We start from the raw sequence: 14,055 nt of genomic DNA, 5'->3' as shown, positions 1-14,055 counted from the left end.
GGGGGCTGCTGGGCGGCATCCTCGGCGGGCCGCCGGACCGCCGGACCGCCGGGTGAACGGCAGGGGCGGCGCGGCTCAGCTCTCCGTGCGGTACATCAGGTCGGTCTCGTACGTGGTGAAGCCCAGCCGCTCGTAGACGCCGACGGCCGCGAAGTTGTCCGCGTCGACGTAGAGCATCGCCGTCGGCAGCCCGCGGTCGCGCGCCAGGTGGCGCAGGCCGATCGTGGTGAGGGCCTTGCCCAGGCCGCTGCCCTGCGCCGCGGGGGCCACGCCCAGCACATAGACCTCGCCGAGCTGCTCCGCGCTGTGCACCTTCGTCCAGTGGAAACCGACGAGGCGGCCCGCGCGCTCGGCCAGGAAGAAGCCCGCCGGGTCGAACCACGGCTCGGCTTTCCTGTCCTCCAGATCACGCTGGGTGAGGCTGCCCTGCTCGGGGTGGTGCGCGAAGGCCGAGGCGTTCAGCGCCAACCACGCCTCGTCGTCCTCGCCGGAACGGAACGTACGCACGGTCACCTCCTCCGGCAGCGCCGGGGCCGGCAGCGCGGGGGCCGGCTCCGGGCCGTCCTCGGCCAACGGCCGCCGCATCTGGCGCAGTTCGCGGAAGAGGCTGAGCCCGAGCACCTGCGCGAGATGGCGGGCGGCGGGGTGCCCGCCGTGCGCCCACACGCGCAGCCGCTTGCCGGACTCCTTGAGCAAGGCCTGCCCGAGCTGCCGCCCGTAACCGAGACCGCGGTGCGAGGGGTGCACGGCCAGCTCGCCGGTGGGCGGTTCGACGGGGTCGGTGTCCTCCAGCTGTGCGTAGCCGACGAGTTCGCCCCCGTGGCGCAGGAGCAGATGCCGCACACCCGGGCGGCGTCCGCCGCGCAGCTGGAGCCTGCCCTGCTCGGAGAGGGGCGACTGACCGTCCGTACGCGCCGATTCGTCGATCAGCGCCTGCACTTCCCGTACGACCTCGGTCGACGCCTCGTCCACTACCACCACGTCGCTCATGGCACGACCTTACGAGACGCGGCGGGTGATCCACCTCCCGGCCGCCGCGAACGCGGGGAGATGCGCGCCGTGTTCGCGACACAGCCGAGGGGTGCGGACGGACAGCCGGGTGGGCGGGACGGCCGCGCCGCCGACGGCACCCCCGTGGCCGTCGGCGGCGCGGTGGCCGGGACTGCTGCCGTCAAGCGGCGGCTCCGTAGGGCGACTTGGCGCGTGCCTCGCGCAGAGCGCTCCCCCACCAGGCCAGTTGCCGCAGCATCCGCCCGGCGGCGGCCGAGCCCGCCTCCTCCTCGCGGAGACGGCCGTCGGCGTCGAAGCGCTCCCAGGCCATGTGGAAGCTGAGCGTCTCGCGGACGGTGACGGCGTGCAGTTCGGCGAAGACCTGACGCAGATGCTCGACGGCCCGCTGGCCGCCCGCCATCCCGCCGTACGAGACGAAACCGGCGGGCTTGGCCTGCCACTCGTCGCGGAACCAGTCGATGGTGTTCTTCAGCGGCGCGGGGAAGCTGTGGTTGTACTCGGGCGTGACGATCACGAAGGCGTCGGCGGCGGCGAGCCGCCGGGACAGACCGCTGTGCACGGCCTTCACCGGGGGCGGCAGCGGTGCGCCGAACTCCGCGAAGGCGACGGGGAGTTCGTGCTCGGCCTCGGCCAGATCGATGACGTCGACCTCGTAACCGCCGTGCTTGCGCGCCTCCTCGGCGAACCAGTCCGAGACCACCGGCCCGAAGCGTCCCTTCCGGACGCTGCCGACGATGACGGCGAGGCGCAGCGTCTCCGGGTCGGCCGGCTCCGGGCCGGCCGGCTCCGGGCCGGCCGGCTGCGCGCCGGTCCGTGGCGCCACGTGGGCGGTGGCGGTGTCTGCCGGGACGGCTGTGGCGTCGGTGCTCGCTGTGGCTGGCATGGGATCTCTCCTCGTACGCGATGGCCGGAACGGCGGGACGGCCGGAAGGGACGCCGTGGGCGGGCCCCGGCCGTGGGTGCCGTGGTGACAGACCCCAGGCTCAAACATGAAGTTAAGTTGAAGTCAAGCTTCTGGTCCCGCACCCCGATCCGGCGGCGGTCCCGGCCCTGCCCCCGGACCCGGCCGCGCCCCCGGTTCCGCTTCGGATCCCGGCTCCGATTGCAGACGCGCTCCCGGTGGCGGCTCCGCTTCCGGCCCGGGCCCCGGCCCGGGCCCCGGCTCGGGCTCCGGTGAGCCCGGCAGGTCCAGCACCGCCACCGTGCCGCCGCCCCGCGCCGCCTCCAGCGCCACCTCGCCGCCGGCCTGCCGCGCCGTACGGGCCGCGATCGACAGCCCGAGCCCCGACCCAGGCAGGCTCCGCGCGGACGGCGAGCGCCAGAACCGGTCGAAGACGTACGGCAGTTCGTCCTCGGCGACACCCGGACCGTGATCGCGCACCCGCAGCGTCCCGCCGCTCAGCTCCGTCTCGACCGTGCCGCCGTCCGGGCTGAACTTGACCGCGTTGTCGAGCAGGTTGACCACGGCACGCTCCAGCGCCGCGGGCTCCCCGCACACGTACCAGGGCTCCGTGCGCACGACGACCGCGATGCCGCCGCTGCGCAGCCGTACGCGTTCCGCCGCCCGCTCGGTGATCTCGTGCAGCGCGATGCCCGCCACCGGACCGCCACCGGGCGGCATCTCGCGCGAGAGCTCCTGCAAGTCCCCTACGAGAGCGCCGAGTTCGCTCATCTGCGCGCGCACCGACTCCAGCAGCGCCCTGCGGTCCTCCGCGGGCAGCGTGCGGCCCGACTCCTCGGCCCTCACGAGCAGTTCGATGTTGGTGCGGAGCGAGGTGAGCGGCGTGCGCAGCTCGTGCCCCGCGTCCGCGATCAGCTGCTGCTGCAACTCCCGGGAGGAGGCGAGCGCTTCGGTCATCGAGTTGAACGAGCGGGACAGGCGCGCGATCTCGTCGTCGCCCTCGGCGGGAATGCTCACGCCGAGGTCCTCCGTACGTGCGATGTGCTCGACTGCGCCGGTGAGCCGGTCCACCGGGCGCAGCCCCGCCCTCGCCAGCACCACGCCGGCGCCCGCCGCCGCGAGCACGCCGGTGCCGCCGACGAGCGCCAGGATGAGGGCGAGGTTCCGCAGCGACCGGTCGGTCTCGGTGAGCGGGCGCGCCACGGAGACGGCCACGTCGGTGCCCTCGACGGGCGTGGTCAGCACCCGGTAGTCGGTGCCCGAGCCGTCCTTGCTGCGCGCGGTGTGCACCGCCTCGTCCCGGCGGTGCTCCGCCACGCGCTCGTCGCCCGGGGTCACCTCGACCCTGCTGCCGACGATCACGCAGCTCTTCCCGTTCCGGTCGACGACCTGGACGGTCGCGTCGAACGGATTCGGGGCGCGCTCGTCGGCCGGCGAGCACTGCCCGGAGCTGAGCTGGCCCACGACGAAGCTGGGATCGACGCGGCTGTTGCTGCGCAGCGACTGGTCAAGCGAACCGACCAGCTGCGCCCGCACGATGAACCAGCAGGCGGTGGCGCACGCGGCCACCGCGAGCGCCACCGTGACCGCCGCGAGCAGCGCCAGCCGGGAGCGCAGCGTCGGCACGGGGAGCCGGGGGCGGCGGATCAGGCCGCGGATGCGGGACCGTACGCCGAGCCGCTCCGCCGCACCGGCCGCGGCCTCGGGGTCAGCCGCGCCCTCCGGGCCAACCCGCTCCTCCGGGTCCTCCGGGTCAGCCCCCGCCGCCGGGTCCACAGGATCCTCCGGGGTCCGGTCCGCCCGCTCCGCGCCCTCTGCCGGCTCTCTCCGGTCCGCCCGGCCGGACCGACGGCCCGGCCGGTGCACGCTCGGAAGCCTCACGCCCCGTCGTCCTTGAGCACGTAGCCGACGCCGCGCACCGTGTGCACGAGGCGCGTTTCGCCCGCCGCCTCGGTCTTCCGGCGCAGATACATCACGTACACGTCCAGGGAGTTGGACGAGGGCTCGAAGTCGAAGCCCCAGACGGCCTTGAGGATCTGCTCCCGGGTCAGCACCTGCCGGGGGTGGGTGAGGAACATCTCCAGCAGCGTGTACTCGGTACGGCTCAGCTCCACCGTGCGCGTCCCCCTGGTCACCTCCATCGTGCCCAGGTCCATGCGCAGGTCGCCGAAGGCCAGGGAGTCCGAACCGGGGCGGCCCATGCGCGGGTTGTCCGCGCCGGGGGCCACGGCCCTGTCCGTACCGGTACCGACCGGCTCCTGCGCGTACGCGTTGCGCCGCAGCAGAGCCCTTATGCGCGCCAGCAGCTCGTCCAGCTCGAAGGGCTTGACCAGGTAGTCGTCCGCCCCCGCGTCCAGCCCCGTGACGCGGTCGCCGACGGTGTCACGCGCGGTCAGCATCAGGATGGGGACGCGCCTGCCGCTCTCCCGGAGCCGCCGTGCGACGGTCAGCCCGTCCAGCCGCGGCATCAGCACATCGAGCAGGATCAGGTCCGGCTCGTACGCCGCGGTCTTCTCCAGGGCGTCGAGTCCGTCCTCGGCGAGTTCGGTCCCGTAGCCCTCGAAGGTGAGGCTGCGGCGCAGCGCGTCCCGCACGGCGGGCTCGTCGTCGACGATCAGCACCTTCATGGCCACCATGGGCCCAAGCCTCGCATTCCGTACGGCCGAACCACGTGTCAGCCGCGTCACAGGACCGGCGTCGGGATCGCGCCGCCACCGCGGCGCGAAGGCGCACGGCCCCGGCGCGCAGCCGCGGAAGCGGAAGCACCGGCAACGAAAACCTGCAACGGAGCCGGAGACGGAGACGAATGCGAGCACCGGCCCGGAGACACGGAAGCGCGCGTCAGCGCGCGTCGCGCCGGGGCGGCTCCCCGCAGCCGCAGGAGCGGCGGACCACCAGGCCCGCCGGGAACTGCCGTACGCGCTGCCGCCGCGACCCCGCGACCCGCAGTCCGTCGTCGAGGACCAGCTCGACCGCCGCCTTCGCCATGCCCTCGCGGTCCGAGCCGACGGTCGTCAGCGGCGGGTCGGTCAGCGCCGCCTCCTTCACGTCGTCGAAGCCCGCGACCGCCAGGTCCTGCGGCACCTCCAGGCCCAGCTCGCGGGCCGCCCGCAGCACGCCGAAGGCCTGGTCGTCGGTGGAGCAGAAGACGGCGGTGGGACGGTCCGGGCCGGCCAGCAGCTCCAGCGCGAGCCGGTAGGTGTCGTAGCGGTTGTACGGGGCCTGGAAGAGGCGGCCCTCCAGGGAGCGCCCGGCCTCCTCCATCGCCCGCGTCCAGCCCTCGACGTGGTCGGTGACGGGGTCGCCGGACTCGGGTGTCGAGTCGATGCCGCCGAGGCAGGCGACGTACTCGTGCCCGTGCTCCAGCAGATGGCGGGTGGCGAGCTGCGCGCCGCCCACGTCGTCGAGTACGACCGCCACGTCGTCGATGGCCTCGGGACGGCGGTGCAGCAGCACGACGCGGGCGTCCCAGGCGTCGATCTCGACGGCGGCATGCTCGCTCGGGCCCTGGCTGATGAGGATCAGGCCGGAGACGCGCATCCCGAGGAAGGCCCGCAGATAGTGCACCTCGCGCTCGTCGAGGTAGTCGGAGTTGCCGACTAGGACCATCTTTCCGCGCTCCGCGGCGGCCTGCTCGACCGCGTGCGCGAGCTCGGCGAAGAAGGGCTGGCGCGCGTCGGGGACGATCAGACCTATGAGGTCCGTACGGCGTGAGGCCATCGCCTGCGCGACCCGGTCGGGCCGGTAGCCCAGCTCCTTGATGGCCGCGAGCACGCGCTCGCGCGTGGCCGGTGCTACGGGCCTCGGCCCGTTGTTGATCACATAGCTGACGACCGCGGTCGACGTACCCGCAAGCCTTGCCACATCGTCCCGCGTCACCCTGGCCACGCGGGCAGTCTACGCGGGATGCGTCCGCCGTTTGAGGGGCCTGCCGGTTACGGCCGCGACCGCACCGTGGCCCTCTCGTGCGGCCGTCGCCGGACGCGGAACGCCGGCGTCAGCCGCCCGTACCGTTTGCGCCTTCGGTCCCGCCCGGGCCGCTCGTGGATTCTCCCGCCGCCTCGCGCACGAGACGGGTGGCCGCGTCCGTCACCGCACGCGCGTCCGCCTTCGCCTTCTTCTCCTCGGCGGTCCTGCCGTCCTTCTCCGGAGAGACGAAGCGGTAGCCGACGTTCCGTACGGTCCCGATCAGCGACTCGTGCTCCGGGCCGAGCTTCGCGCGCAGCCGCCGCACGTGCACGTCCACGGTGCGGGTGCCGCCGAAGTAGTCGTAGCCCCACACCTCCTGGAGCAGCTGGGCGCGGGTGAAGACCCGGCCGGGGTGCTGGGCCAGATACTTCAGCAGCTCGAACTCCTTGAAGGTCAGGTCCAGCACCCGCCCCTTCAGCTTCGCGCTGTAGGTGGCCTCGTCGACGGAGAGGTCGCCGTTGCGGATCTCGGTCGGCTCGTCGTCCCCGCCGCCCTGCATCCGGCCCGTCGACAGGCGCAGCCGCGCCTCGACCTCGGCCGGACCGGCGCTCTCCAGCACCACGTCGTCCACGCCCCACTCGGCGGTGACGGCGGCGAGCCCGCCCTCCGTGACGATGAGGATCAGCGGACAGCCGGGACCCGTCTGGTGCAGCAGCTGGCACAGCGAGCGCACCTGCGGGAGGTCACGGCGGCCGTCGATGAGGATGGCGTCCGCACCGGGGGTGTTCACGAGGGTGGGTCCCTCCGCGGGCGCCACGCGCACGTTGTGCAGCAGCAGGCCGAGGGCGGGGAGGACTTCGGTGGAGGGCTGGAGGGCGTTCGTCAGCAGGAGTAGCGAACTCACGTCGGATCCTTCCTCTGTCCCTGGAGGACTTCGGTTCGGCTCGGCACTGCTTCGTACGTCGTACGTGTGCGCTTCGCGAAGCGCACTGCTCCTGAAAGCACGATGCGCTCCTGAAGCACACTGCGCTCCTGAAAGCACGAAAGGACCCGGGGGCCACGCTGCCCGGATCCTTCATCCCGAACAGAATAGCCGACATGGGTGACGATGCAGAGTGTGAGTTCGCTCGCTCTTGTGGCGATGCCCGCCCCATGAGCGAGAACGGCGGTGTACGAGGGGCACCGGCCGGGATGCGTCCCCCTGGGCCTGCGGCCCGGGCGGTACCCCCAGGGCCGCAAGGGCCCAGGGGGAAGGCGGTGCTGCGGGCCTCGGACGGGGTGGGCATCGAGGCTGCGTACGACCCGTACGAGGGCGAGGATCCGGGCGGCACCGCGGCAGCAGCGGGCGCGATCGTCCTCGCGCACGGCTTCAGCGGTTCGGTGGACCGGCCCGCGCTGCGCCGGGCCGTGGAGGTCTTCACGCGGTACGGAGCCGTGGTCAGCTTCTCCTTCCGCGGGCACGGCCGCTCCGGCGGCCACTCCACCGTCGGCGACCTCGAAGTCCTCGATCTCGCGGCGGCCGTGAGCTGGGCGCGCTCCCTCGGTCATGAGCGGGTGGCGACCGTCGGCTTCTCCATGGGCGGCTCCGTGGTCGTTCGGCACGGCGCACTGCGCCGGCCCGGACCTCCGCCCGCGCACCCGTCCACCGAGCCCACCGATTTCGCCGAGTCCACGGACCTCGCCCAACCCGCAGACCTCGCCGAACCCGCAGACCTCGTCGAGGCCGACGTAGATCCCGCCGAGCACTCCGACGCCGTGGTGGCCGTCAGCGCGCCCGCCCGCTGGTACTACCGCGGCACGGCTCCCATGCGGCGTCTGCACTGGGTGATCCAGCGCCCCGTCGGCAGGCTCGTCTCCCGTTACGGGCTGCGCACCCGCATCCATCCCCGCGACTGGGACCCGGTGCCGCTCTCGCCGGTGGCCGCCGCTCCGCTGCTGGCTCCGACCCCGCTGCTCGTCGTGCACGGCGACCAGGATCCGTACTTCCCGGTGGACCATCCGCAGTCCCTCGCGGCGGCGGGCGATCCGGAATCCACCGAGCTGTGGCTCGTGGAGGACTTCGGCCATGCCGAGAACGCCGCCGATGCCGCACTGCTGCACCGCATCGGAGGCTGGGTCCGCGATCGGTGGTCCGGGCCCGCCGAAGGCCCGGCATGATGGACCCGCAACACACCGCGCGATCCCGTACCGGCGATCCGTACAGGCGGCCCCTGCACGCGAGTTGTGCACGCGAGCCGCACAGGCGGTCGTACGTACGGCGCGGAACGGACAGGCTGAGAGGGCAGGACCCGAGATGGCGAGTGGCACGATCCGTTACTGGGCGGCGGCCAAGGCCGCGGCCGGTACGGCCGAGGAGCGGTACGAGGCGGGGACCCTCGCCGAGGCGCTGAACAGCGCCCGCGAACGGCACACCGAACGCCCGGACTTCGCACGCGTACTGCTGCGCTGCTCCTATCTCGTGGACGGCGACCCCGTCGGCAAGCGCGCACACGAAGCGGTCGCGCTGAGCGACGGCGGCACCGTCGAGGTGCTGCCGCCCTTCGCGGGAGGCGCCGCATGAGCGAGCACACCCACTCCCGTCCCGGCGGCGCACAGCCGCAGCCACAACCGGGGTCGCAACCGGGGCCACAGCCGGGGCCCTACGCGCCGGGCTCCTACGCGGACGGGCAGGCGCGTCCCCACCCGCAACCACAGCGCCCCCCGCAGGCCCAGCCTCATCCCCAGGCGCAGCCCCACCCGCAGGCCCACCCGTCCGACCCGGCGGCCACCGGCCCCGCCCCCCGCGCCAAGGGCTCGCCCCTCATCGCCCCGGGCCTGCTCCCCGCGGGCGTCACCTCCGCGCTGGCCCTGCTCATCGCGGGAGCCGCGCAGTTCGGCGCTCCGGCGCTCGCCGTCTCCGTAGCGCTGCTACAGGCCGTCACGGCCGCGGGCTGGTTCCGGCTGAACGGGATGTGGCCCGCCCGGCAGGGCATCGCGCTCGCCTTCGCCGCCGGTCTTGTGACCGACCTCTGCCTGCTGCTCGCCGACGAGGGCCACGCCCCTGTCGTGATCATCGGCACGCTCGGCGCCTGGTGCGTGCTGACGGTGACGCTCCATCTGCGCAACCGGTCCGGTCCCGACGAGCGGCTCTACGCGCTGACCGCCGCGTTCACGGCGACCGGCCTCACGGTCGTGGCGGCCGGATTCCTCGCCTCGCTCGACGCCGCCTCGGCCGACGCCGTGACGGCCGGCACCGCAGCCGTCGCCGTGGCCTCGCTCGTGCGCGCACTGCCGCTGCCGCCCTACGTGGCGCCCGCGGTCGCGCTGGTCGCCGCCGCCGGAGCGGGCGCCGCGATGGGCGCCCTTACGGTGCTGGGCGGCGACGGCGCGGCCACCGCGCCCGCGGTGGCGGGCGGTGTGCTCGGCCTGGTGACCGGCGGCTGCGCGCTGCTCGGGCTGCGGGTGGCGAGCTACGACTACCCCTCGCGCTTCGTCCATATGACGGCGGGCGTGGCGCTGCCCCTGGCGCTGGCGGCGCCCGTCGTCTATCTCTTCGGCAGGGCCTTCGTCTGAGGAGGGCCGGGTAGGCTCGCCGGAGCCGCGGAGGCCGTCCGGATGCATGGGAGACATTGCAGATGCGCGCACTACGCAGGGGGCTCATCGTCCTCTTCGTCCTCGCGGTGCTGTTCGTGGCCGCCGACCGGCTCGCGGTGAAGCTGGCCGAGGACAAGGCCAGCGAGGAGATCAAGAGCGCGCCGGGCATCGCGTCCGCGGGCAAGACCTCCGTGGACATCAAGGGCTTCCCGTTCCTCACCCAGGTCGCGGGCAGGGAACTGACCGAGATCGACGCCCGCATGAGCGGTATGAAGGCCGAGGCCCAGGGCGGCCGCCTGAAGGTCGGCCGCATCGACGCGCACCTGCGCGACGTGCGCCTCAAGGACGACTACACCCCGGACGTCGCCGGCCGCGCCGACGGCACCGCTCTCGTCTCGTACGAGGAGCTGACGAGGGCCGCGCTCAAAGGCGTCGACGTGGGCTGGGGCGGCAGGGACAGCGCGGGCCGGGGCAGGGTCAAGGTCAGCGCCGGCGTCACGGTCCTCGGGCAGACCTTCAAGCGCAGCGTCATCAGCACGGTCAGCGTCGCCGGCGAGGACACGGTGCGGCTGCGGGCCGACAAGGTGCCGGGCGGGAACATCCCGGGCCTGGAGGGCGCGATCCGCGGCAGGATCGACTTCGAGCGGCGGATAGCGGGCCTGCCCAACGGGCTCGAGCTGAAGAAGGTCGAGCCCACCGCGCAGGGCATCGAGCTGTCGGTACGCGGCAAGGACGTCAAGCTGGGCAAGTGACCGGCGGCCCCATGTGGGGGCCGCCGGGCGGGGCCGCCCCGGAGCCTCACCGTCCGTCCCACTGAACGAGACGGCGAAGTCCGCGGCAAGGGCGTCCTTCGCTCCGCACGAGGGCTCCGGCGGGCCCGCGGGGACGGGCCCCGGGACCTCCGTCCCGAATCACGGGCAAATACATCTCACGATGTGGATTCGCGGTGACACGGCCCGTCCACCGTCCTTACGATCGTTCCCATGAAGCGACAGGCGGACCTCACGAAACGACGTGCAGTCGACCTCTGCCGCGTCGCCGCGATGCTCTGTCGCGTCCCCTTCTGACGGCCGCCGTCCGGGCGGGCTCCTGGAGGAGCACCGTCCACGTTCCGGACGGATCCGGCTGAGGGCAGGTCACGCACTCCGCGTCGCCGCCCCGCCGTTCTCCGGTCCGGTGCCGTCAGTCCGCCGCCTCGCAGCCGGCCGTGGTGCCCGACCGCGCGCAGCGCCCGAGATCCCTTCCAGCCCTCTCTCACGTACGTGCGCATCCGGACCCGCTCCGGCCCCCACGGTGCGCCCGTCCCGCACCACTACGCCCCGCTTCATCCGCTATCTGCCCGGAGGAGAAAACATGAGCCGCAGTGACGTCCTCGTAGACGCCGACTGGGTCCAGGAGCACATCGACGACCCCAAGACGGTCATCGTCGAGGTCGACGAGGACACCTCGGCCTACGACAAGAACCACATCAAGAACGCCGTGCGCATCGACTGGAAGCAGGACCTCCAGGACCCGGTGCGCCGCGACTTCGTCGACCAGGAGGGCTTCGAGAAGCTGCTCTCCCAGAGGGGCATCGCCAACGACGACACGGTCGTGCTCTACGGCGGCAACAACAACTGGTTCGCCGCCTACGCCTACTGGTACTTCAAGCTCTACGGCCACCAGGACGTGAAGCTCCTGGACGGCGGCCGCAAGAAGTGGGAGCTGGACTCCCGCGACCTGGTCGCCGAGGTGCCCAGCCGTCCCGCGACCGACTACAAGGCCAAGCCGCAGGACCTGTCGATCCGCGCCTTCCGCGACGAGGTCGTCGACGCGATCGGCACCAAGAACCTCGTCGACGTGCGGTCCCCCGACGAGTTCAGCGGCAAGCTGCTCGCGCCGGCCCACCTTCCGCAGGAGCAGTCGCAGCGCCCCGGCCACGTGCCGAGCGCCCGCAACATCCCGTGGTCGAAGTCGGCCAACGACGACGGCACCTTCAAGTCCGACGAGGAGCTGAAGGAGCTGTACGAGGGCGAGGGAGTCGACCTGGGCAAGGACACCATCGCCTACTGCCGCATCGGTGAGCGCTCCGCGCACAGCTGGTTCGTCCTGCACGAGCTGCTGGGCCAGGAGAACGTCAAGAACTACGACGGCTCCTGGACCGAGTACGGCTCGCTGGTCGGCGTCCCGGTCGCCGTCGGCACCGAGGACTGAGCGCGTACCGGCGGTCCTGCGGGACCCACCGGCCGCGGCCGGATCCAGACCTGATCAGAACCGAAGGGAAACCCCATGTGCGGAGCCAAGGCAGGCGGACCCGACGCCTCCACCATCAAGCCCGGTGAGACGACGATCCAGGGCAGCGTGACCCGCGACGGGGAGCCCGTCACCGGTTACGTGCGCCTGCTCGACGCGGGCGGCGAGTTCACGGCGGAGGTCCCGACGTCCGCCACCGGCCAGTTCCGCTTCTACGCGGCCGAGGGCACCTGGACCGTCCGCGCACTGGTGCCGGGCGGCACCGCGGACCGCACGGTCGTCGCGCAGGACGGCGGTCTGGCGGAGGTCGCCATCGCCGTGTGACGGCCGGTCCGTTCCGATCCGGTCTTCGGCGTACGTCGGAGTCACTTCGCGCGTACGCCGGCCGCAGGTTCGCCGTACGAAGGGCCGTGCCCCGGGTTCCGCACCCGGTGCACGGCCCTTTCGTGCGCGTGCACGCGGGACGCCGGGCGGGCGCGTCACAGGTGCGGCATAGGCTGGCCGCATGGCGGCAGACACAGCGGACGCGGCAGCGACGGCGGGCAGGAAGCTCGTAGTGAAAGTGACGGCCGGGACGGACGCCCCGGAGCGCTGCTCGCAAGCGTTCACGGTGGCGGCGGTGGCGGCGGCCAGCGGCGTCGAGGTGTCGCTGTGGCTCACGGGCGAATCGGCGTGGTTCGCGCTGCCCGGCCGGGCCGCCGAGTTCGAGCTGCCGCACGCGGCGCCGCTGCCGGAGCTGATCTCCGGCGTGCTGGAGACGGGCGGCCGGATCACGCTGTGCACGCAGTGCGCCGCGCGCCGCGGCATCGAGCAGAAGGACGTGCTGGAGGGCGTGCGCATCGCGGGCGCCCAGGTCTTCGTCAGCGAGATCATGGGCGAGGGCGTACAGGCGCTCGTCTACTGAGCCGCCGCCCCGAGGCTTCCCCTCAAAGGCCTTGCGCCGAGGCCGTGTACGGCACCTCCCGCGGCGCCGACTAGACTCGGCCCGGTACGACGGAGTCGCCGCGCGCGCATCCCGTACATCGAGAAGCACCCCGCGAACAGCGAACGACCCGAGGAGCACACCCCGTGCTTGAAGCATTCTTCACCGCGCTGATGGTCCTGGTCTGCGTCGGCACCGCGGCCTTCGCCGGTCTCACGTTCAAGAAGCTCTACCAGGGCCAGCGCTGACGGCGGGCACACCGCCCGCCCGTACCGGCCAGGCCACCGTCCGACCCCGACCGTCTGAGATCCCATGATCGAGATCCCGTCCGACCTGCACCCGGACCTCGTCCCCCTCGCCTTCCTGCTGGGCAGCTGGCAGGGCGCGGGCGTCGCCGCCCTCGACGGCCGGGACGGCCCCGGCAGCGACAAGTGCAACTTCGGGCAGGAGGTCACCTTCAGCCACGACGGCCGTGACTTCCTGGCATACGTCTCGCACACCTGGCAGCTCGACGAGCAGGGCGAGAAGGTACGCCCGCTGGAGACCGAGAGCGGCTTCTGGCGCATCGACTCCGAGCGCAAGGTCGAGGTCGTGATGATCCGCGACCAGGGAGTCGCCGAGGTCTGGTACGGCGAACTGGCCGACCAGAAGCCGCAGATCGACCTCGCCACCGACGCCGTCGCCCGCACCGCCTCCGCCCCCGAGTACAGCGGAGGCAAGCGCCTGTACGGCTATGTCAACGGCGACCTGATGTGGGTCGGCGAGCGCTCGGCCCCCGGGGTCCCGCTCCAGCCGTACATGTCGGCGCAGCTGAAGAAGGCCGTGGATCTGCGCGAGGTCGCCAAGGACCTGAGCGAGAGGGAGGGCGATCTGCCGGACGACGGCATCGCCTTCTTCAAGTGAGCGGCGGTCCTACACTGTCGGTGTGGTGACGACGGACTGGCAGAGCGATCTGAGAGCGCGCGGATACCGGCTTACTCCGCAGCGCCAGCTCGTGCTGGAAGCCGTCGACAAACTGGAGCACTCGACCCCGGACGACATCCTCGCCGAGGTGCGCCGCACCGCGGGCGGCGTCAACATCTCCACCGTCTACCGCACGCTCGAACTGCTCGAGGAGCTCGGGCTCGTATCGCACGCGCATCTTGGCCACGGCGCCCCCACGTACCACCTCGCCGACCGGCACCACCACATGCATCTGGTCTGCCGGGACTGCACGGAGGTGATCGAGGCGGACCTGTCGGTGGCCGAGCCGTTCGCCGAGCGGCTCCTCGCACAGTTCGGCTTCGACACCGACATGAAGCACTTCGCGATCTTCGGCCGCTGCGAGAAGTGCGCCGCGCAGCCCCGGGACGACGCGGCGGACTCCGGGGACGCCGGTGGTTCGGCCGGCGCCGGGGACACCGCGGCGGCCGCACAGCGGGGACGGCGCCGGCCGTAGCCGGAGCCCCCCGGGGAGCGCGCTTCGAGGGGTGTCCGCGGCCCGTCGTAGTCTGGTCGTATGTGCTTC

At 72.7% G+C, this 14,055-nt stretch carries 14 protein-coding genes and 1 pseudogene; 9 read left to right on the top strand and 6 right to left on the bottom strand.

The window, feature by feature from the left end:
- Positions 1-75: 75 nt before the first annotated feature.
- The 6 genes from mshD to HCC61_RS15680 all read right to left on the bottom strand — a co-directional run bounded on the left by mshD (position 76) and on the right by HCC61_RS15680 (position 6,725).
- Positions 76-990: a mycothiol synthase gene (gene mshD / locus HCC61_RS15705; protein ID WP_169136097.1), complete on the bottom strand. Its 915-nt coding sequence runs from the start codon at positions 988-990 to the stop codon at positions 76-78.
- Positions 991-1,171: 181 nt separating this feature from the next.
- Positions 1,172-1,894 (bottom strand): NAD(P)H-dependent oxidoreductase, encoded by a 723-nt coding sequence (locus HCC61_RS15700; protein WP_169136096.1) that lies wholly within the window; start codon positions 1,892-1,894, stop codon positions 1,172-1,174.
- A 123-nt stretch (positions 1,895-2,017) separates the two neighbouring features.
- Positions 2,018-3,571, bottom strand: coding sequence for a HAMP domain-containing sensor histidine kinase (locus HCC61_RS15695; RefSeq protein ID WP_169136382.1), 1,554 nt, complete (start codon positions 3,569-3,571; stop codon positions 2,018-2,020).
- Positions 3,572-3,789: 218 nt separating this feature from the next.
- Positions 3,790-4,548 (bottom strand): response regulator transcription factor, encoded by a 759-nt coding sequence (locus tag HCC61_RS15690; protein ID WP_169136095.1) that lies wholly within the window; start codon positions 4,546-4,548, stop codon positions 3,790-3,792.
- A 205-nt stretch (positions 4,549-4,753) separates the two neighbouring features.
- Positions 4,754-5,800 (bottom strand): LacI family DNA-binding transcriptional regulator, encoded by a 1,047-nt coding sequence (locus tag HCC61_RS15685; RefSeq protein ID WP_169136094.1) that lies wholly within the window; start codon positions 5,798-5,800, stop codon positions 4,754-4,756.
- A gap of 109 nt (positions 5,801-5,909) precedes the next feature.
- The gene (locus tag HCC61_RS15680; RefSeq protein WP_169136093.1) at positions 5,910-6,725 is read right to left on the bottom strand and encodes a response regulator transcription factor; all 816 of its coding nucleotides are present in this window, start codon (positions 6,723-6,725) and stop codon (positions 5,910-5,912) included.
- A gap of 356 nt (positions 6,726-7,081) precedes the next feature.
- Here HCC61_RS15680 and HCC61_RS15675 point away from each other — a divergent pair, with 356 nt between their 5' ends.
- The 9 genes and pseudogenes from HCC61_RS15675 to HCC61_RS15635 all read left to right on the top strand — a co-directional run bounded on the left by HCC61_RS15675 (position 7,082) and on the right by HCC61_RS15635 (position 13,986).
- On the top strand, positions 7,082-7,978 hold the full coding sequence (locus HCC61_RS15675; protein WP_240969052.1) for an alpha/beta fold hydrolase: 897 nt from the start codon (positions 7,082-7,084) through the stop codon (positions 7,976-7,978).
- A gap of 136 nt (positions 7,979-8,114) precedes the next feature.
- Positions 8,115-8,381 carry a MoaD/ThiS family protein gene (locus HCC61_RS15670; RefSeq protein WP_169136092.1) on the top strand — a complete coding sequence of 89 codons (267 nt, stop codon included), beginning with the start codon at positions 8,115-8,117 and terminating at the stop codon, positions 8,379-8,381.
- Between the two features lie 221 nt (positions 8,382-8,602).
- Positions 8,603-9,373 (top strand): annotated as a pseudogene (locus tag HCC61_RS15665) (hypothetical protein); the annotation flags it as partial.
- A gap of 62 nt (positions 9,374-9,435) precedes the next feature.
- The gene (locus HCC61_RS15660) at positions 9,436-10,146 is read left to right on the top strand and encodes a DUF2993 domain-containing protein (protein ID WP_169136090.1); all 711 of its coding nucleotides are present in this window, start codon (positions 9,436-9,438) and stop codon (positions 10,144-10,146) included.
- 601 nt (positions 10,147-10,747) lie between these two features.
- On the top strand, positions 10,748-11,587 hold the full coding sequence (locus HCC61_RS15655; RefSeq protein WP_169136089.1) for a sulfurtransferase: 840 nt from the start codon (positions 10,748-10,750) through the stop codon (positions 11,585-11,587).
- 75 nt (positions 11,588-11,662) lie between these two features.
- A complete protein-coding gene (locus tag HCC61_RS15650) occupies positions 11,663-11,950 on the top strand; it encodes a DUF1416 domain-containing protein (protein WP_070018969.1) in 288 nt (95 codons plus the stop codon).
- 181 nt (positions 11,951-12,131) lie between these two features.
- Positions 12,132-12,530, top strand: a complete 399-nt coding sequence (locus tag HCC61_RS15645) for a DsrE family protein (protein ID WP_169136088.1) — start codon at positions 12,132-12,134, stop codon at positions 12,528-12,530.
- Positions 12,531-12,860: 330 nt separating this feature from the next.
- Positions 12,861-13,451 carry an FABP family protein gene (locus HCC61_RS15640; protein WP_169136087.1) on the top strand — a complete coding sequence of 197 codons (591 nt, stop codon included), beginning with the start codon at positions 12,861-12,863 and terminating at the stop codon, positions 13,449-13,451.
- Positions 13,452-13,473: 22 nt separating this feature from the next.
- Positions 13,474-13,986: a Fur family transcriptional regulator gene (locus tag HCC61_RS15635; protein WP_169136086.1), complete on the top strand. Its 513-nt coding sequence runs from the start codon at positions 13,474-13,476 to the stop codon at positions 13,984-13,986.
- Positions 13,987-14,055 lie beyond the last annotated feature (69 nt).

It is taken from the genome of Streptomyces sp. HNM0575, assembly GCF_012726265.1.
Lineage (GTDB): Bacteria > Actinomycetota > Actinomycetes > Streptomycetales > Streptomycetaceae > Streptomyces.
The sequence above is the reverse complement of the archived record's forward strand: the minus strand, read 5'-3'. Positions and strand labels throughout refer to the sequence as shown.